This is a genomic window from Aeromonas media (genome assembly GCF_020423125.1).
Lineage (GTDB): Bacteria > Pseudomonadota > Gammaproteobacteria > Enterobacterales > Aeromonadaceae > Aeromonas > Aeromonas media.
The window spans coordinates 2,312,255-2,328,838 of sequence record NZ_CP075564.1 but is presented as its reverse complement, the minus strand read 5'-3'; the positions used below and the strand labels follow the sequence as shown (position 1 = coordinate 2,328,838).

22 protein-coding genes are annotated in these 16,584 nt (G+C 62.6%); 16 read left to right on the top strand and 6 right to left on the bottom strand.

Translation table 11 applies throughout. From position 1 onward, the window contains the following. Positions 1-49 precede the first annotated feature (49 nt). The 4 genes from KI797_RS10725 to KI797_RS10710 all read left to right on the top strand — a co-directional run bounded on the left by KI797_RS10725 (position 50) and on the right by KI797_RS10710 (position 2,293). The gene (locus KI797_RS10725; protein ID WP_042650056.1) at positions 50-439 is read left to right on the top strand and encodes a septal ring lytic transglycosylase RlpA family protein; all 390 of its coding nucleotides are present in this window, start codon (positions 50-52) and stop codon (positions 437-439) included. Between the two features lie 192 nt (positions 440-631). After that, a complete protein-coding gene (locus tag KI797_RS10720) occupies positions 632-1,132 on the top strand; it encodes a cupin domain-containing protein (protein WP_043131940.1) in 501 nt (166 codons plus the stop codon). A 7-nt stretch (positions 1,133-1,139) separates the two neighbouring features. Continuing rightward, entirely contained in the window at positions 1,140-1,607 is a 468-nt protein-coding gene (locus tag KI797_RS10715) for a GNAT family N-acetyltransferase (RefSeq protein WP_043131939.1), read from the top strand. 194 nt (positions 1,608-1,801) lie between these two features. Then, the gene (locus tag KI797_RS10710) at positions 1,802-2,293 is read left to right on the top strand and encodes a SixA phosphatase family protein (RefSeq protein ID WP_043131938.1); all 492 of its coding nucleotides are present in this window, start codon (positions 1,802-1,804) and stop codon (positions 2,291-2,293) included. Positions 2,294-2,408: 115 nt separating this feature from the next. Here KI797_RS10710 and KI797_RS10705 read toward each other — a convergent pair whose 3' ends face one another. Both KI797_RS10705 and KI797_RS10700 read right to left on the bottom strand, forming a co-directional pair. Next, on the bottom strand, positions 2,409-3,005 hold the full coding sequence (locus tag KI797_RS10705) for a hypothetical protein (RefSeq protein WP_201035087.1): 597 nt from the start codon (positions 3,003-3,005) through the stop codon (positions 2,409-2,411). A gap of 184 nt (positions 3,006-3,189) precedes the next feature. Then, positions 3,190-3,393 (bottom strand): hypothetical protein, encoded by a 204-nt coding sequence (locus KI797_RS10700; RefSeq protein WP_005326065.1) that lies wholly within the window; start codon positions 3,391-3,393, stop codon positions 3,190-3,192. A 203-nt stretch (positions 3,394-3,596) separates the two neighbouring features. On the opposite strand from KI797_RS10700, the gene KI797_RS10695 reads away from it, so the two are divergent. Both KI797_RS10695 and KI797_RS10690 read left to right on the top strand, forming a co-directional pair. Next, positions 3,597-4,466 carry a PhzF family phenazine biosynthesis protein gene (locus KI797_RS10695; protein WP_226169294.1) on the top strand — a complete coding sequence of 290 codons (870 nt, stop codon included), beginning with the start codon at positions 3,597-3,599 and terminating at the stop codon, positions 4,464-4,466. Positions 4,467-4,516: 50 nt separating this feature from the next. After that, complete coding sequence (locus tag KI797_RS10690; protein ID WP_201035085.1) at positions 4,517-5,500, top strand: Wadjet anti-phage system protein JetD domain-containing protein; 984 nt, start codon at positions 4,517-4,519, stop codon at positions 5,498-5,500. A gap of 104 nt (positions 5,501-5,604) precedes the next feature. Here KI797_RS10690 and KI797_RS10685 read toward each other — a convergent pair whose 3' ends face one another. Beyond that, positions 5,605-6,240 (bottom strand): LysE family translocator, encoded by a 636-nt coding sequence (locus KI797_RS10685; protein ID WP_201035084.1) that lies wholly within the window; start codon positions 6,238-6,240, stop codon positions 5,605-5,607. A 602-nt stretch (positions 6,241-6,842) separates the two neighbouring features. Beyond that, positions 6,843-7,421: a PhnA domain-containing protein gene (locus KI797_RS10680; protein ID WP_005326054.1), complete on the bottom strand. Its 579-nt coding sequence runs from the start codon at positions 7,419-7,421 to the stop codon at positions 6,843-6,845. Positions 7,422-7,611: 190 nt separating this feature from the next. Between KI797_RS10680 and KI797_RS10675 the strand changes: the two genes are divergently transcribed. The 8 genes from KI797_RS10675 to KI797_RS10645 all read left to right on the top strand — a co-directional run bounded on the left by KI797_RS10675 (position 7,612) and on the right by KI797_RS10645 (position 12,930). Beyond that, positions 7,612-8,805, top strand: a complete 1,194-nt coding sequence (locus KI797_RS10675; protein WP_201035083.1) for a methyltransferase — start codon at positions 7,612-7,614, stop codon at positions 8,803-8,805. Between the two features lie 161 nt (positions 8,806-8,966). Further along, positions 8,967-10,412 carry a chitinase gene (locus tag KI797_RS10670; RefSeq protein ID WP_226169293.1) on the top strand — a complete coding sequence of 482 codons (1,446 nt, stop codon included), beginning with the start codon at positions 8,967-8,969 and terminating at the stop codon, positions 10,410-10,412. Between the two features lie 141 nt (positions 10,413-10,553). Further along, positions 10,554-10,748 (top strand): VOC family protein, encoded by a 195-nt coding sequence (locus KI797_RS10665; protein WP_216368187.1) that lies wholly within the window; start codon positions 10,554-10,556, stop codon positions 10,746-10,748. Between the two features lie 45 nt (positions 10,749-10,793). Next, a complete protein-coding gene (locus KI797_RS21040) occupies positions 10,794-10,919 on the top strand; it encodes a VOC family protein (RefSeq protein WP_264160696.1) in 126 nt (41 codons plus the stop codon). A 157-nt stretch (positions 10,920-11,076) separates the two neighbouring features. After that, complete coding sequence (locus tag KI797_RS10660) at positions 11,077-11,475, top strand: GFA family protein (protein ID WP_042650143.1); 399 nt, start codon at positions 11,077-11,079, stop codon at positions 11,473-11,475. 48 nt (positions 11,476-11,523) lie between these two features. Further along, positions 11,524-11,715, top strand: coding sequence for a DUF4287 domain-containing protein (locus KI797_RS10655; protein WP_201035081.1), 192 nt, complete (start codon positions 11,524-11,526; stop codon positions 11,713-11,715). Positions 11,716-11,788: 73 nt separating this feature from the next. Further along, positions 11,789-12,388, top strand: a complete 600-nt coding sequence (locus KI797_RS10650) for a histidine phosphatase family protein (RefSeq protein WP_226169292.1) — start codon at positions 11,789-11,791, stop codon at positions 12,386-12,388. Positions 12,389-12,519: 131 nt separating this feature from the next. Continuing rightward, a complete protein-coding gene (locus tag KI797_RS10645; protein ID WP_218408578.1) occupies positions 12,520-12,930 on the top strand; it encodes an SRPBCC family protein in 411 nt (136 codons plus the stop codon). Positions 12,931-12,970: 40 nt separating this feature from the next. Here KI797_RS10645 and smrB read toward each other — a convergent pair whose 3' ends face one another. Beyond that, positions 12,971-13,495, bottom strand: a complete 525-nt coding sequence (smrB, locus tag KI797_RS10640; RefSeq protein ID WP_042650147.1) for an endonuclease SmrB — start codon at positions 13,493-13,495, stop codon at positions 12,971-12,973. A 65-nt stretch (positions 13,496-13,560) separates the two neighbouring features. Here smrB and prmB point away from each other — a divergent pair, with 65 nt between their 5' ends. Beyond that, the gene (prmB, locus tag KI797_RS10635; protein WP_041206945.1) at positions 13,561-14,496 is read left to right on the top strand and encodes a 50S ribosomal protein L3 N(5)-glutamine methyltransferase; all 936 of its coding nucleotides are present in this window, start codon (positions 13,561-13,563) and stop codon (positions 14,494-14,496) included. Positions 14,497-14,512: 16 nt separating this feature from the next. Next, positions 14,513-15,601 carry a chorismate synthase gene (gene aroC / locus KI797_RS10630; RefSeq protein ID WP_042650148.1) on the top strand — a complete coding sequence of 363 codons (1,089 nt, stop codon included), beginning with the start codon at positions 14,513-14,515 and terminating at the stop codon, positions 15,599-15,601. An 88-nt stretch (positions 15,602-15,689) separates the two neighbouring features. On the opposite strand, the gene KI797_RS10625 is transcribed toward aroC, so the two are convergent. Then, positions 15,690-16,502, bottom strand: a complete 813-nt coding sequence (locus KI797_RS10625) for a substrate-binding periplasmic protein (RefSeq protein ID WP_404801083.1) — start codon at positions 16,500-16,502, stop codon at positions 15,690-15,692. Positions 16,503-16,584: the final 82 nt, after the last annotated feature.

Below are 16,584 nucleotides of genomic sequence, written 5' to 3'. Positions count from 1 at the left end.
GGGGGCTGCCATGGCACGTCGACCCGACATCGCATCGAGGGAATAAAACATGACGTGGAATCTACAAAAAGGGCTGCTGGCCTCGCTGTGCCTGCTGCTCGCAGCCTGCAGCAGCCAGCCTGATGCGGGCAGTGCGGGCAACTGGCGCGGTTATACCCAGACGGGGCTGGCTTCCTACTATGCCGATCGCTACCACAACAAGCGCACCGCCAGCGGCGAGCCTTACCAGAAGAACGCCAACACCGCCGCCCACATGACGCTGCCCTTCGGCGCCATGGTGAGGGTGACCAATATCGCCAACGGCAAGAGCGTGGTGGTACGGGTCAATGACAGGGGCAACTTCCCGAGGGGGCGAGTGATCGATCTCTCAAGATCTGCGTTCAGCACCATAGGTAACACCCGCTCCGGCCTCATCAAGGTCAAGGTCGAGGTATTGTAGGGGCTGCAGCGGGGCGCCATAAGCTCCGCCCATCGCACCGCTGGCAACGGCAAGACCCCGCTCTTCGCATCTCAGAGTTGACATCAGCCTCTCCCCAGCCGTATCTGTCTTGTTGCGTGACTGCCACTCAGGCAGACACCTGGCTGGTCTCTTGCTGCCCCTTGCCAGGGCGCCCAAACGGAGGTTGTTGAGATGACGCACCGCACGCCCATTCAGGCCACACAGATCCCGGAGAGTACGGCAAAGTCCCTCTATCCGGAGCCTTTTGCCTCTCTGGTCAAACACCGTACCAGGCGCAAACTGGGGGAGCATTTCGGTCTTGCGAATTTCGGGGTGAACCTGACGACCCTGGCGCCGGGGGCCATCTCGGCGCTCAAGCATCACCACAGCAAGCAGGATGAGTTTGTCTATGTGATCTCGGGGACGCCCACGCTGCGCTATGGAGAGGATGAGTACCCGATGTCGCCGGGGGAGTGCATTGGCTTCAAGTGCGGCAACGGCCTGGCCCACCAGTTGCTCAACTACGGTGAGGTAGACGCCGTCTATCTCGAAGTGGGCGACCGGCTGGCGGGAGACACTGTCGACTACCCCGACGATGATCTGGCCCTGGTGCAGGGCGCCGATGGCGCCTGGGTTGCCAGACACAAGGACGGGACCCCCTATCAGGAGCCCCTCACTGTTGGGAAAGCATGATAAGCCTATGAAATTCATACCCTTGCACGAGGTGCGCGTAGAGGGTCTTCTGCCCCTGCTCAACGACGAGACGCTGCGAAAGCACCTGATTGACCACCCTCCCTTTGATACCGCCAGAGTGCGCGCCTGGATGGATGAGAAGCGACGAATAGACGGGCTGCCCGGTTGCCGCGTGCGCGCCGTCCTCATCGATGGTGTCCTGGTGGGGTGGTGCGGGCTCCAGCCCGATGAGGAGGGGGTCGAGATTGCCATCGTGATCGCCAGGGCGGGTTGGGGCAGTGGGCTCGCCATCTTCCACGAGATGATGGGCTGGGCGCGCAGCATGGGCCATCAAGAGGTCATCTTTCATCTGCTGGACACGCGTCCCCCATACAAAGTCCTCGCCAGGCGCGCCACCAGGGTGAAGAAGACGATCCTGTCGGGGTGCCTCTTCACCAGCTATTACTTCTGCGTCGAGACCTGGTGCAGACCGTGACGGCTAACCGCTGTCACCCGTTGCTCGCACTGTCAGTGCCCACGTGCCGAGAACCTGGTCACCCGGACTCGGTGCTCAGCTTGCCCGAGACTCCCGCGCAATGTGGCTTCGCTATGATTGACATGACGACGTGACAGGCATGCAAACCCTGGCCGTCACTGGCGGACCGATGGGCGGTCGTTGCAGGAGGAGTGATGAACAGAACGTTGATCCTGATGCGTCACGGCAAGTCGAGCTGGCAAGATGAGGCACTGCCTGACAGGGCGCGGCCGCTCGCGGAGCGCGGTCTGCGCGACGCCCCCCTGATGGGCAGACGTCTGGCGCACGCGGTAGGGGTGCCCGACCTTATCCTGTCGAGCCCCGCCTGTCGGGCCTTGTCGACGGCCCGGCTTGTCGCCCATGAGCTGGGCTACCCGGCGAACGGGATTGTCATCGACGAGCGCCTCTACGGCAGCGATGTCGGGACCCTGCTTGCACTGATGGATGAGCTTGAGGACGATCTGAGGTGCGTGATGCTCGTTGGTCACGATCCCGAGTTCACCGATCTTGCCCACTGCTTTTCCGGCAAGATCACCCGGATGCCGACCTGCGCCGTCGCCCGCTTCACCTTTGATGCTCCCTCCTGGTCGGCCGCTGTATCGCAAACGCCGGTGACGGCCGTGCTCGACTATCCGAAAAAGGGGTAAGTGAATAGCAAGAGGAAGTGCAGGGTTGCCGCTCACCGGGGGCTGGGAAAGCCATTGGCAAGTGATCAAGCAAGAAGGGGAGCCCAGGCTCTCCTTCACATTCCCGTGATGTTGTTTATTTGGCGGTGATCGGTCCCTTGGTGCCCGCATCGTTGTCGACCCAGCCATCTTCCCCCTTGAGGCGACGATCCCCCTGTATGCGATAGATGACCATGCCTTCCTTGAACACCAGGGCCCCGTCGGATTTCTTGGCCTTGACCTGCTTGTCGTTGACCCACACCTGATCCTTGCCATCGATGCGAATGGTGGCCACGGTGGCCCCCGTCTCGGGGAAGGTGGCGACCCAGTTGCCGGCGTAGGGGCTGGCGCTGGTGGCCACCGGGGCATCACCAAATCCGGCGGCCGCGTTCTCGGCCTGGGTCTTGTTGATGTCGCAGCCGCTGAGCTCGCTCACCTGGGTGCAGCCGGAGCGCTCCAGCTTCTGTGCGTAGCTCATGTTCAGACCGCCGTCCGTGGCCGGGACGACAGCACCGAATCCCGCCTTGGCATTCTCCTCCTTGGTCTTGTGAATATCGCAGCCCTGGGCCTCGGTCACCTGAGTGCAGCCGGAGCGTTCCAGCTGCTGGGCATATTTTGCGTTGATGGCGTGAGCCGGGGCCATGCCAAGCAGGGTCAGGGTCAGGGTCACGATCAAAGCAGCAGTTCTAGGCATAGTTAATCCCTCAAAGTGTGAGTCTTTCCGGTTCATCGCAGCCTTGACTGCCATGAGCAATAGCCTGTGTTTGCGGCAATATCCTGGGGGCGAGAGCCTGTCTCACGTTAGCACCTGTAACAGGTGTCGCACAGGAGGGCCGATGAATCTGTGCCATTCAGAGGGAGTCCGTGAACCTGTGGGCTCAGCTCTGGGGCACCCGGATCCCCTTGTCGAGATAGAGGCTGCTGTAGTGTGCTCGATGGGTGACGAACATCACCTGGTGGCGGCTGCCGTCGGAGAGGATGACGAAATCCCCGGCCTGGGCCGGGCTTTGCAGCAAGATCTCGTGCTCGGGAGCCGTCAACTTGTCGACCTCTTCCCTGAACGTAAGGGTGTATGAATACATATGGCACTCCACTGCGGGCTCATATACAGACACGTCTTCCCAACTCTAGTTGTCAGTACCCGGATCCGCGGCGCTCAAGCGGCACCTGTGCGGACGATAATTTTATGGGTAAGCTGGGCCTCTGATGCGGGCGCCCGGGAAGGGACCGCAGGGATGAGCTTGTGAAAGCCACTTTTCGTGAAGCAAGAAGCCAAGGAGTTGTCATGACGGAGCTGGTCACTGAGTTGGTGCGGATCGCCGCCTTTTCCGACGGATCCCGGGGGGGTAATCCCGCCGGCGTCTGGATCGGGGCCCAACTGCCGACGGTGGAGGAGATGCAGCGCATCGCCGCAGAGGTTGGATTCTCGGAGACGGCCTTCGCCGCCCCGCTGCACGGTGAGGGGCAAGAGGCCTGCGGACGGCAATGGCGGGTGCGCTACTTCTCTCCCGAGGCGGAGGTGCCGTTTTGCGGCCATGCGACCATCGCCCTAGGGGTGGCGCTGGCGCGCCGCTTCGGGGCAGGGGATCATGCACTCTGTCTCAACCAGACAGAGATCCGTGTCTCGGGCTGGCAGGATGAGCAGGGGCAGTGGCAGGCGGCGTTGCAATCCCCGCCGACCAGCAGCAAACCGGCGCCGGCGGATCTGATGCGCGAAGCCCTGGCGCTGTTTGGCTATGATGCAGCCAGCCTGGATCCCCGCATCCCCCCAGCGCTCATTCACGGCGGCGCCGATCATCTGGTGCTGGCGCTAAGCGATCGCGCAGCGCTCTCGGCCATGCACTATTCGCTGGCGCAGGGGCGCCTGCTGATGCGCCGCGAGGGCCTGGTGACCATGCTGTTGGTGCATGTGGCCGGGGATCGGCTGTTTCACACCCGCAATGCCTTCGCCTATGGCGGCGTCTATGAGGATCCGGCCACAGGCGCTGCGACCGCAGCCTTCGCCGGTTACCTGCGCGATCTGCACTGGCCCCACGGCGGTGCCATCGACATAGTGCAGGGGGAAGACATGGGCATGCCGTCGCGGCTGCATGCCGAGATCCCGGCCGAACCCGGCAGTGCTGTGCGGGTGTCCGGCGGGGCGCGCTGGATCTGAGCCGGCAGCACGGGCAATACCAGGTCAGTTGAGGCAGGCGGAGGGTGTCGATGGGATTGTTCGAGCGAGCGGAGATCCGCGCCCTGAGCGAGAAGTTGCTGGCACTGGCGGCGGGGCAGGGGATCCTGCTCAACAGTGTCGCGGGGCGGGAGCTGGACGATATGTTGTGGCGGGTCGGCGGTGTGCAGCCGGTGGGACGCAGTGCGCGCCGCCAGCTCACCGAGCGAGGCAGGGCGTTTTTGACGACCCAGCTCGCGCAAGCAGCAGAGGAGCAACCCTGGTCGGGGGAAGTCGCGTTGGCGGCATTGGGTTGTCAATTACCCGCATCCATCAACGGTGCCACCTTGAGCGGCCTCTGGCTGCGTGACTGCAAGGCCGTGCTATCGCCACCGCAGTTGGCGCGAGTCGCCGAACTGGGCAGCCAGGTGCTGACTGACGAGGCGATCCGGCTGCGTACCCTGACCTCGCTGAGCCTGATCGATAAAGCGGGACGACTCCACGACATGGCGCCCGTCATCAACCTGCTCGGGGAGCTCGCCTTGCCAGAGCGAGCCTTGACCGGGTTGCGAGGCATTGAGTGGCCGGGACGGCAGATAGTGACGGTGGAGAACAAGGGGGCCTTCGTGGATTATCCGCTACAGCCAGGTGAGCTGCTGCTCTATGTGCCGGGCCGCAACACCGCATTGGCAAAACGGGTGATGCCCCTGTTGCCGGCCGCCATCCCCTGGGCCCACTTTGGCGACCTGGATCAGCGGGGGCTGGAGATCGCCGCCGAATTGGCCCAGGCCACCGGCCGGCCCTTGGCGCTCTGGCTACCCCGCAATCTGGCCGATTATCTCCCTCACTATGCCCGCCCCCTAAGCCTCCCGTCGGCAGGATCGCAGAGCAAGATCCCCTGGCAGAGCAATGCCTGGGAGAGGGTATCCGGCTCCGAATTGACAGAGACGCTCAACTATTTAGCCCTGAACAAGTGTTGGCTGGAACAAGAAGTGCTGGTGACCGCCAGGCACTGGCAGTCCTGGCCATTGGGGTGAATGTGGGCGTCATCGAGAAACAAAGAACCGCCGTCAGGCGGTTCCTTTCATGGTGCTGCGTTAACTTCCCGACCGATGGTATCCAGACAGGCACCCGTATCGGCTCAGGGTCGACCGCTGAGCAAGATGGCACCGCCGAGCGTGATGAACAGCCCCCCTGTGATGCGGCCGAACAGACGCTGGCCGCTCCCCGGCTTTAAATAGTTGCCGGCGCGTCTGGCCAGGGCTACATAGCAGAGGTGCACCAGGCTGACGATGGCACAGATGGTCAGGTACATGATGAAGAACTGGATGGGCAGCGAGCTTTGGTGATCGAGAAACTGGGGCAGCAGCGCGCAGAGGAAGATGATGGTCTTGGGGTTGCTGGCCGACACCAGGAAGGCTTCCCGCAGCAGGGAGCCTTTGCTCCGTGATGGAGGACTGACGCCAACCCGTTGCACCTTCTGACTCCCCGAGCAGGTCGCCCGCAGCGACTTGTAGCCGAGATAGATCAAGTAGCCACCGCCCGCCAGCTTGAGGGCGAGGAACAGGGGCGGCAAGGTCTGCAGCAGGGCCCCCACACCCATGGCAACCAGAAAGATGAGAATGCCCTGACAGAACAGATTCGCGCCTATGGTGAGCAGGGCCGGACGCCAGCCGAGCTGCAGGCCGTTCTTTACCACCAGCAGCACATTGGGCCCCGGGGTCAGGGTTGCCAGCAGATAGGCCAGCAGAAACAACATCCATGTATCCAGACTCATGATATCTCCTTCGTAAAGAGCACATCATGCTCCGCCCCAGGGGCCGCGTCCAGTGGCTGCTGCCGCCAGGATGTGGCTGTTTTTCAGGTGCTTAACCAAGCGCCAGTCCATTGGGGAAAGGGACGTCTGGAGACGTTGCCTGACTGGCGCAATAAAAAACCGCCCTCGGGCGGTTGATTTATGCTGCCGACCCTTATTTCAGGGCTTTCTTCAGCTTCTTGATCTTGCCTTCGTGCTTGGCAATCTTCTCCTGGCGGGCGGCGATTTTCTTCTTGATATCTTTCTTGCTGGCTTTGGCCATAGGTCGTGCTCCTTGTTTCAAGCGGACATCATGGGGTCATGATGCTCAGTATCTGTCCATGTGAAGAGCCCAGAGTGCCACATGAATTCCATCCGGGCCAGTGCTTCAGGGTGCCGGGAGTGGATCATCCTCTGACGGAAAATACGGCAAAGGGGTGGCTCGCTCATCGGGACTGGTTTGCAGGATAGCCCAGTTTCCCCGCGGCGCCACTGTGGCCGCGCAGACATCGGCGGTGGCCCGGCAACAAAAAAGCGCCCCCGGGGGGCGCTTCTTGCATCATTCAAACCACAGGCCGAGGGGATCAGGCCTTCTTCAGGTAGGCCGCGACCAGCACTATCTGCACGCCGTTGACCTTGCCTTCGATGTGCAGCGGGTTGTTGGTGAGGCGAATGCCCTTGACCAGGGTGCCGCGCTTGGCGGTGAAGCCGCCGCCCTTGACCTCCAGATCCTTGATCAGGGTGACGGAATCCCCCTCCTGCAGCACGGCGCCGTTGGAGTCGACGGTGGGCACGCTGTCGTCATCGTCGCTTGCGCTGCCCGCCTCGGCCCAGGCCTTGGTCTCTTCTTCCATGTACATCATGTCCAGCATGTCCTGGGCCCAGATCTCGCCCCGGGCGGACAGGGCTTTAAGCTGGCGCCATGCCATCACTTGCACCGCCGGCACCTGGCTCCACATGCTGTCACCCAGGCAGCGCCAGTGGTTGACCTCGGTGGTGTCCGGCTGCTCTAGCTGGCCACGGCAGGTGGAACACAGCACCACGCTGTGGTCATCGTCACTGGCGGGGGAGTGTGGCACCGGGAAGGCAGTCAGCGCATGTTCTGCGCCACACAGCTCACACTTGGCGTCCGCACGCGCTTGCAGGATGGCATTGATGGTCATGTTTTGGTTCCGTTCATATGGGTAAAACGACCCGCGTGGGCGAGTCGCGCTAATGAGGGGGCGGAATATAGCACAAGTCCCTGCTTTTTGTCAGGCTACCAGCAAGGGGTGGGCGGATACGCTGGCCAGTGCTTTTTGATGGCAGATCGCTAGAATGAGCCTCCCTTTTGGATAGCAGGACAAGCTCACCGTGCTGGCTCACCGTTTTCGACAACTGGACTGCTTGCTGACCGACGAGAGACGCTGGTGGCAATATCAGCCCTATCATCATCTGAGCCTGGCCTTCGCCGATGAGGCCCCCGAGCTTGCCGCCTGCCTCAATGGCCTCGGCCTTGACGAGATAGCCCGGCTCGACGCCGACATGGGGGCGCTTTGCACCCTGCTTGCCCCCTGGATCCCGGCAGGGGCCGAGCTCCATGCCCTGAGCGAGCTAGATGCCTTCGTCCCCGAACCCATTCACTGCGCCAGGGCCATGGCGATGTACATGCCGGGGCGCAAGCAGGCGCAGATAGAAGCCTTCACCGGCTGCCTGCCCGCCCATCAGGGCCCCTATCTGGAGTGGTGTGCCGGCAAGGGCCACCTGGGGCGCCTGGTCTCTCTGCACCGGGGGGCCGAGATCCTGAGCCTCGAATTGCAGCGCACGCTCTGCGAGGAGGGGCGACAGCTCGCGGCGCGGGACGGTGCCCGCATGCAGTTTGTGGAGGCCGACGCCTTCGCCGCCGAGTCGGGGGCGCTCATCGCCCCGCACCATCACGCCATGGCGCTCCATGCCTGCGGTGAGCTGCATACCCATCTGCTGGAGCAGGTGGCCGAGCGCGGTGCCCGGGGCGTGACCCTCTCCCCCTGTTGCTATCACCTGATCCGCACCAGCCATTACCGCCCCCTGTCGCAGGCCGCCAAGGCCAGCGCCCTGCACCTTGGCAAGAGCGACCTGAAGCTGCCGCTGCAGGAGACGGTGACCGGCGGCGCCCGCATCTCCCGCCTGCGCGAGCAGGAGGTGATCTGGCGTCTCGCCTTCGATTGCCTGCAGCGTGAGGTGCGCGGGGTGGATGAGTACCTGCCGGTGCCCAACTTGCAAAAGAGCCTGCTGGCGGGCAGTTTCGAGGCTTTCTGTGACTGGGCCGCCGAGCGCAAGGAGATAGTGTTGCCTGGGGGAATAGGCTATGAGGACTTCCTCGCCAGGGGGGAGCGGCGCTTTGGGGACGTCGCCCGCATGGAGCTGGTGCGCCATCTGTTTCGCCGTCCGTTGGAGATCTGGCTCGCCCTGGATCGGGCCCTCTTCCTCGAGGAGCAGGGCTACCAGGTCGAGCTGGGGACGTTTTGCGACAAACCCATGACACCTCGCAATCTGCTGATCCGGGCGGTGCGCGTTCGCGGCGCATAAAAAGCGAGCACCTTGAGGTCAAAATGAGGCCGTTGTGCGGTTTCATCTGAGTGCAGAGTGAAATGGCTCACAAAATCGCCAAACTCTTAATTCTTGTCGTGAATTTAGTTGTCGGGATGCCTATGCTCGCCCTGACATTTTCAAGACAAGGATGGTTACCCATGTTCATGCTCAAGCGGACCGCCTGGCTGGTTGCGGGGCTCTGCGCCTCGCCAGCTTATGCGGCCATGACTATTCAGCCCGACCCACAAAATAGCGGTGGCTATGTGATTGCCGCCTCCGATATAACGACCGTTGAAAAGGCCAAGACGGCCAACCCCATGTATGGCATCTGGTCAAAGGCATTGGCCACCCGCCCCAACATCCTGGTGGAGGCGATTGTGCCGAGACGAGCCGACAACCCGGACAACGTCAAACGGGTCGAGCGGGTCTTTACCGAATCGGACTGGGACTTTCTGACCCAGATGGCGGCCCCTGAATATACCTATGAGCGCTTCTTGCGGGCGGTCGGCAAGTTCCCCGCCTTCTGCGGCGACTACACGGATGGGCGCAATGCGGACGCCATCTGCAAAAAATCCGTCGTCACCGCCTTCGCCCACTTCGCCCAGGAGACGGGCGGCCACATCGCCAGGGAAAATGTCTCCGACAACCCGCTGGGGCTCGAAGAGTGGCAGCAAGCGCTGGTGCATGTGCGCGAGATGGGTTGGGCCGAGGGGCAACTCGGCTATACCACCGGCTGTGGCCAGAATGACTGGCAGAACAGGAAATGGCCCTGCAGCACGGGGCAGGGCTACTTTGGCCGTGGTGCGAAACAGCTCTCCTATCACTTCAACTACGGCGCCTTCTCCGAGGCGATGTTTGACGGCAACGCCACCGTGCTGTTGAACAACCCCGGTCTGGTGGCCGACTCCTGGCTCAACCTCGCCTCCGCCATCTGGTTCTTCCTGACGCCGCAAGCCCCCAAACCCGCCATGTTGCACGTCATCGACAGAACCTGGGTCCCCTCCCAGCGCGAGATTGCGGCCGGCATCGGCTATGGCTTTGGCACCACCATCAACGTCATCAACGGCGGCATAGAGTGTGGCGAGCAGAACAAGAACAAGGGGCAGCCGGTCAACCGCATCCGTTACTGGGAAGGGTTGGCCGCCCATTACGGGATCCCGCTGCTCCCGGACGAGAAGAACACCTGCTGGCAGCAGACCCCCTATGACAGCCTCAACCTGAACGGCGCCACCGACGTGCTCTACACCAACTGGGACGGCAACTGGAAATATTATGCCGACAGGCCAGGTGGCTACTCGTTCGAGTGCGAGCTGGTGGGATTCCAGACCACCTATTCGGCCCTGGTGCCGGGGGATTACGAGAAGTGCGTGACCAACGTCTACGGCTCCCACGCCAACTGGCCCAAGGTACGGGTGGTCGCCAAACTCGATCCTGCGCCCGTTGATCCGACCGACCCGCCCGTGGGGGATGTGCCCGCCTGGGAGGCCAGCAAGGTCTACACCGCCGGCAACAAGGTGAGCCACAAGGGTGTCATCTATCAGGCCAAGTGGTGGACCCAGGGTAACGAGCCGGGCAAGGGAGATCCCTGGGCACCGGTGACCTGATCCCGGTGAGGGCGCGTCATCAGCCATGATGGGGAAGGGGGGTGATGGGTCTCTCTTCCTCTCTTTCATGAGGACGGGCCCGCAGGCACATGGAACAAGTCGAGGGTGTTCGGGTGCTTATCTCGCACAGAGGAGTGACAGATGAATATCGCCATCCACTTTGAAATCCCGGTGCAGGATCTGGAGAGGGCCATCCGCTTCTGTGAGGGGGTCTTCGAGATAGCTCTCGAGCGGGCGCACATAGATGGCAACGAGATGGCACTGTTCCCGCTCCTTGACGGGGTGGCGGGCTGCTCCGGCGCCCTGGCAAAGGGGGAGAGCTATGTGCCGAGCTAGGACGGCACCCGGGTCTATCTGAAGGTCGCGGACATAGAGCGGGCCATGGCCCGGGCGCTGACAGCGGGAGGGGAGTGTCTCTATCCCGTCACCCGGGTGAGCGAGCACATCCGGGTGGCCGAGCTCAGGGATCCCGAAGGCAATCGCATCGCCCTGCAGGAGCAGAGCTGAACCTGATGCCGATGAGGGCATCCCTCGATGGGCTCGCCTGCCAGGTGGGGGTAGATGCCCCCTCGGCAGTGGCGAAACCCGGGGTGAGCGGCTACTCATATGATGCTAAATGCGGCCGGCATACTGTCGGCTCGCACCTAGGAGAGAGGAGCTGTATATGCAAGGAACCTGTCTGTGCGGCGGTATCACCGTCTCGAGCGGCGATCAGAATGAGGTGAGCCTGTGCCATTGCGCCATGTGCCGGCGTTGGTCGGGTGGGCCCATGTTCGCGGTGCATGGTGGCAAGGGGGTCAGTTTCAAGGGGCTCACCCCTGTGGCCTACCGCTCGTCCGAATGGGCGGAGCGCGGCTTCTGCCCCACCTGTGGCACCCACCTTTTCTACCATCTGTTGCCGACGGACGAGTACATCCTCTGTGCCGGCCTGTTTCAGGAACAGGGGTTCGAGCTCACCGGGCAGATCTTCATCGATGAGAAGCCTGATTTTTATGCGCTCAAGAACGACACCCCGACCCTGACCGGGCAGCAGGTGTTCGAGCAGTTCGCCCCCAAGCCCTGAACCTGTCGCCACAACTCTGGAGAGCCAATCATGGATGAATAACAGAAGGTGAGGGGGCCTGCCTCCTATTTCCCCTCCATCGAGAAAACCTATGGGCAGCCGATTGCCCACTGGCTGGCCCTGCTGGCGGGGCGGGAGGAGCGCAAACACATGGCGCTGGTGGCCTGGCTCAAGGCCGAGCACGGCATGGGCCACGGCCATGCCAATGCTCTGGTGGCCCACCATCTGGCGCAGGGTTGAACCGCCCGTATCGGCCCTGGTTGCTTTCGTGTGTCAGGGCTTTCGACCACTGCTGATGAAACAAGGATGAAAGATGGAACTGGTGGTGATCCGCCATGGCGAAACCCGGGCCAATGCCGAGGGGCGCTATCTGGGGGCGTTGGATATGGGGCTCAACGAAACCGGATGGGAGCAGGTTGGCACGTTGGCGCAGGAGCTCGTCAGGGAGACGCCGTTTCAGCGCCTGTTGAGCTCCCCCCTGTTGCGTGCCAGACAGAGTGCCGAAGTGATTTCCCGTGCACTGGCATTGCCCGTTCAGCTTATCCCGGCCTTTCGTGAGCGGCACGTAGGGGTGTTCGAGGGACTGACGCAGGCAGAGGCGAGGCTCCGTTACCCCGAGCTCTGGGCGCGCAACATCACCCGTCGTTGGGACGAGGCTCCCACCGACGGTGAGTCGCTGGATGCCGTGATCGCACGGGTGTCGTCAGGGTTGATCACGCTCGCCGATGAGGCGCGGGGCGAGCGGGTATTGCTGGTGGCACACGGGGTGGTGGCCAAGGTGATCCGGGCCCTCACGAGCTCAGGTTTTGCCGACTTCTTCGAGTGGCAACTGCATAACGGCGGCAGACTGGTGGCCAATATTCCCCAGGCTCAGTCACCGATCCGCTTTCACCGTCCGGCCGGGCAGGATTAACCCGCGCTCTGTCCTGCGCAGGCGGGGGAAGCCAGCCCTTCGTTGCCAAGGGAGCACCACGGGCACCACCGTCCACGAACGCCATCGCGCTTAACATGGGTATCGGGGATCGACTCAAGAGGAGAAGAGAGATGAAGATAAGCGTCAGTGTCCGGGTCGAACGGCCACTCGCTCTGGTATGGGAGGGGTGGAATACCCCCGCCAGCATCATGGCATGGAATGCAGCCTCCCCCGAGTGGCACTGCCCCGGCAGCCGGGTGGATCTGCGGATCGGCGGGCGTTTCTGCCACCGTATGGCCGCCCGGGATGGCAGCATGGGGTTCGATTTCGAGGGCACCTTCACCGAGGTGGTGCCGCCAACCTCCCTGGGTTACGTCATGGACGACGGTCGGGCCGTCAGGGTGCGGTTCGTGGAGGAACAGGGAGGCACTTGGGTGCACGAGGAGTTCGACGCCGAATCCGAACACAGCGGCGAGCAGCAGCGTGCCGGCTGGCAGAGCATACTCGACAACTTCAAACGCTATATGGAAAGCGCGCCCTGAGGCGCGCGTTTCGATCGACTATTTCCTGCCCGACGCCGGGTTACTCCTCGATATCCAGCAGTACCAGAATGGCGCTCTCGCCGCCCCATTCCCGCGGGGCTTGATGGAAGGCGCGCACATTGGGGTGCTGGGCCAGCCAGCTCGGGATGCGCTGCTTGAGCACATGCTTGCCGATGCCGTGCATCACGGAGGCGACGTGAATGTTCTCTTTTTGGCACAGGGTGAGCAGGGCGGCCAGCTCCTGCTTGGCCTGGAGCTGGCTCATGCCATGGAGATCCAGATAAATCTCCGGCGGATAGAGGCCGCGTTTGAGCTTTTTCAGCTCGAATTTTGACACGTCTTCACGCACAAAACGGGTCGGGCCCTCTTCGTCCAGATGAGGCTGGTACTCGTCGCTGAAAAAGTGGTCAACCCCAAGCTTTTCGCGGCTTTCACGCAGTTCGCGTTTCTGCTTGACCGGGCTTGAGGAGGCCCTTATGGTATCTTGCTTAATTTTCCGGGTACCTTTGACAGCATCACGAAACAGCAGGCTTTCCTCGTCTGTGGGTGAGGGCGTTTTTTTCATCAGGTACTCGTCTTGCTCGCTGTATAGAATTCTCGGGCCGGATATTACTCGACTTGGAGGTGGATTTGGACAAGATATTTATCGACGAGGTGGTTGCCGAGATGCACACCATCCAGGACATGTTGCGCTGGGCCATGAGTCGTTTCAACGACGCCGGGATCTTCTACGGACATGGTACCGACAACGCCTGGGATGAGGCCGTGCAACTGGTGCTGCCCGCGTTACATCTGCCGCCGGACGTGGATCCTGGCATGCGCCACTCCCGCCTGACCACCAGCGAGCGCCACCGCATCGCCGAGCTCATCATCCGCCGGGTGCAGGAGCGGGTGCCTGCCGCCTACCTGACCAACAAGGCCTGGTACGCGGGTTGGGAGTTCTACGTGGACGAGCGGGTGCTCATTCCGCGCTCCCCCATCGCCGAGATGGTGGCCAACCGCTTCGCCCCCTTCCTGAAAGAGGAACCGACCCGGATCATGGACTTGTGCACCGGCTCCGGTTGCATCGCCATCATCATGGCCCATGAGTTCCCCCATGCGGAAGTGGATGCCATCGACATCAGTGTCGATGCCCTCAATGTGGCCGAGCGTAACATCAACGATCACGGCCTGGAGCAGCAGGTCATCCCGATCCGCTCCGATCTGATGCGCGATTTGCCCGCCGGCGACAAGTACGATCTCATCGTCTCCAACCCGCCCTACGTGGACTCCGAGGACATGTCGGATCTGCCGGAAGAGTTTCGTCACGAGCCGGAGCTGGCCCTGGCGTCGGGCTCCGATGGCCTCAAGCTCACCAAGCGCATCCTGGCCAATGCCGCGGACTTCCTCAAGGATGACGGCGTGCTGGTGGTCGAGGTGGGCAACAGCATGATCCACCTGGAAGCCCAGTTCCCCGAGGTGCCCTTCACCTGGGTCGAGTTCGAGAACGGTGGTCACGGCGTGTTCGTGATGACCAAGGCAGAGCTCGAGCAGTACCAGGCCCATTTCGCGATTTACAAGAGCTAAGCAGCAAGGAGCACCCATGGCAGGGAACAGTTTTGGCCAACTCTTTCGGGTCACCACCTTTGGCGAGAGCCACGGCCTGGCGCTTGGCGCCGTGGTCGACGGCTGCCCCCCCGGGCTTGAGATAAGCGAAGCGGATCTGCAAATCGATCTGGACAGACGCAAGCCCGGCACCTCCCGTTACACGACCCAGCGCCGCGAGGCGGACGAGGTACGGATCCTGGCCGGGGTATTCGAGGGACGTACCACGGGCACCTCCATCGGACTGCTCATCGAGAACACCGATCAGCGCTCCAAGGACTACTCCGAGATCAAGGACCTGTTCCGCCCGGGCCACGCCGATTACACCTATCACCAGAAGTACGGCCAGCGTGACTACCGCGGCGGCGGCCGCTCCTCGGCCCGCGAGACCGCCATGCGGGTGGCGGCGGGGGCCATCGCCAAGAAGTACTTGAAGCAGATGCACGGCATCGAGATAGTGGGTTTTCTCTCCCAGCTCGGCCCCATCAAGGCCGAGGCGTTTGACCAGAGCCAGATCGAGCAGAACCCCTTCTTCTTCCCCGATGCGGGCAAGCTGGAGGCCCTCGATGAGTACATGCGGGCCCTGAAAAAAGAGGGCAACAGCATAGGCGCCAAGGTGGCTGTCATTGCGCGCAACGTGCCGGTGGGCTTAGGGGAGCCCGTGTTCGACCGCCTCGACGCCGACATCGCCCACGCCATGATGGGCATCAATGCGGTGAAAGGGGTCGAGATAGGTGACGGTTTCGCCGTGGTGGAGCAAAAAGGCTCGGAGCATCGCGACGAGATGACCCCGGCTGGCTTTGCCAGCAACCATGCGGGCGGCATTCTGGGGGGTATCTCGTCCGGTCAGGATATCGTGGTGAGCATGGCGCTCAAGCCCACCTCCAGCATCACTGTGCCTGGCAAGACCATCAACACCAGCGGCGAGGCCACCGAGATGATCACCAAGGGTCGTCACGATCCTTGTGTCGGCATCCGTGCGGTGCCCATCGCCGAGGCCATGCTGGCCCTGGTGCTGATGGATCACCTGCTGCGCCACCGTGCCCAGAACCAGGGTGTGCATACCCAGACCCCGCTGTTGCGCTGATCTGCAAACAGCGCTGTTAACTGATCACCATGCTCGGCAAAAAGGCGACCCCAGGGTCGCCTTTTTCGTTTGTGCGGTGTCGTCAGGATCAGCCCTGAGTGCTTTCCTCCCGGGGCTGGCTGCCATCGAAACGGCACTCCGGCGGGGCAAATGCCGTGTCCAAAGGGGGGAGGGTGGCGATGGCCGCATCGATGCGGGCGAGCTCCTCTTCGCTGACCGTCTCCCTGGCCAACATCAGGCTGACCGGCTGCTGGTGCAACAGCACCTGACACGAGGTGAACCCCTCTGCTCCTAGTTGGGCCAGCCGATGCCGGGCGTATTGCCACTCGATGATGACCCCATCGAGTCGCCGTGCCAGCAGGAGGGCGATCAGCCTGTCGTCCGAGTTGTATTCGCTCGCCTGCCGAAGGGAGGGGCAGGCGTCGCTCAGGGGCAGGGGACGGGTGCCCCGCAGCTTGCCAAGGCGCAGCCCGGTCTGCTGGCACAGGTCCGCAAGGTGCGTTATTCCCTGCCAGCGATCGGCGCTCCCGGGCGCAGGCTTATGGCTGAGCAGCACGAAGCTGGCGCGTCTGTAGGGGGCAGAGAAGCGAGCGAAACGCGCCCGCTCCGGGGTCTTCAGGGCCCCCATGGCGACATCCAGTTGCTGGCGTGCCATGAGGTGCAGGGCCCTGGCCCAGGGGAGATTGCGAAACGCGGGCTCAAGATCGGCGCCACGGAGGATCTGGCGGGTCAGTGTCACGTCCAGCCCGCCGAGTTCGCCATCGGCCTCGATCTGGCTGAAGGGGGGCCAGTGGCTCCAGGCCACCGACAGTGTCTCTTTGGCGCCCAGAGGCAGGCTCGGTGCGAACAGCAGGCCGAGGCTCAATGCGCAGTGAATAGCGGTCTGGATATGTTTCCTGATCAAGCAGAACCTCCCTGTTCTGTGTCGTGGATCCCTGAGTACGTGTCCCAAGGTGGGACGGGCCCTGGCGAGCGCCATCATC

Bases quoted from the DNA above. Each gene is read 5' to 3' on its own strand.
- KI797_RS10725 (WP_042650056.1), top strand. From the start codon at position 50: ATGACGTGGAATCTACAAAAAGGGCTGCTGGCCTCGCTGTGCCTGCTG.
- KI797_RS10720 (WP_043131940.1), top strand. From the start codon at position 632: ATGACGCACCGCACGCCCATTCAGGCCACACAGATCCCGGAGAGTACG.
- KI797_RS10715 (WP_043131939.1), top strand. From the start codon at position 1,140: ATGAAATTCATACCCTTGCACGAGGTGCGCGTAGAGGGTCTTCTGCCC.
- KI797_RS10710 (WP_043131938.1), top strand. From the start codon at position 1,802: ATGAACAGAACGTTGATCCTGATGCGTCACGGCAAGTCGAGCTGGCAA.
- KI797_RS10705 (WP_201035087.1), bottom strand. From the start codon at position 3,005: ATGCCTAGAACTGCTGCTTTGATCGTGACCCTGACCCTGACCCTGCTT.
- KI797_RS10700 (WP_005326065.1), bottom strand. From the start codon at position 3,393: ATGTATTCATACACCCTTACGTTCAGGGAAGAGGTCGACAAGTTGACG.
- KI797_RS10695 (WP_226169294.1), top strand. From the start codon at position 3,597: ATGACGGAGCTGGTCACTGAGTTGGTGCGGATCGCCGCCTTTTCCGAC.
- KI797_RS10690 (WP_201035085.1), top strand. From the start codon at position 4,517: ATGGGATTGTTCGAGCGAGCGGAGATCCGCGCCCTGAGCGAGAAGTTG.
- KI797_RS10685 (WP_201035084.1), bottom strand. From the start codon at position 6,240: ATGAGTCTGGATACATGGATGTTGTTTCTGCTGGCCTATCTGCTGGCA.
- KI797_RS10680 (WP_005326054.1), bottom strand. From the start codon at position 7,421: ATGACCATCAATGCCATCCTGCAAGCGCGTGCGGACGCCAAGTGTGAG.
- KI797_RS10670 (WP_226169293.1), top strand. From the start codon at position 8,967: ATGTTCATGCTCAAGCGGACCGCCTGGCTGGTTGCGGGGCTCTGCGCC.
- KI797_RS10665 (WP_216368187.1), top strand. From the start codon at position 10,554: ATGAATATCGCCATCCACTTTGAAATCCCGGTGCAGGATCTGGAGAGG.
- KI797_RS21040 (WP_264160696.1), top strand. From the start codon at position 10,794: ATGGCCCGGGCGCTGACAGCGGGAGGGGAGTGTCTCTATCCCGTCACC.
- KI797_RS10660 (WP_042650143.1), top strand. From the start codon at position 11,077: ATGCAAGGAACCTGTCTGTGCGGCGGTATCACCGTCTCGAGCGGCGAT.
- KI797_RS10650 (WP_226169292.1), top strand. From the start codon at position 11,789: ATGGAACTGGTGGTGATCCGCCATGGCGAAACCCGGGCCAATGCCGAG.
- KI797_RS10645 (WP_218408578.1), top strand. From the start codon at position 12,520: ATGAAGATAAGCGTCAGTGTCCGGGTCGAACGGCCACTCGCTCTGGTA.
- smrB (WP_042650147.1), bottom strand. From the start codon at position 13,495: ATGAAAAAAACGCCCTCACCCACAGACGAGGAAAGCCTGCTGTTTCGT.
- aroC (WP_042650148.1), top strand. From the start codon at position 14,513: ATGGCAGGGAACAGTTTTGGCCAACTCTTTCGGGTCACCACCTTTGGC.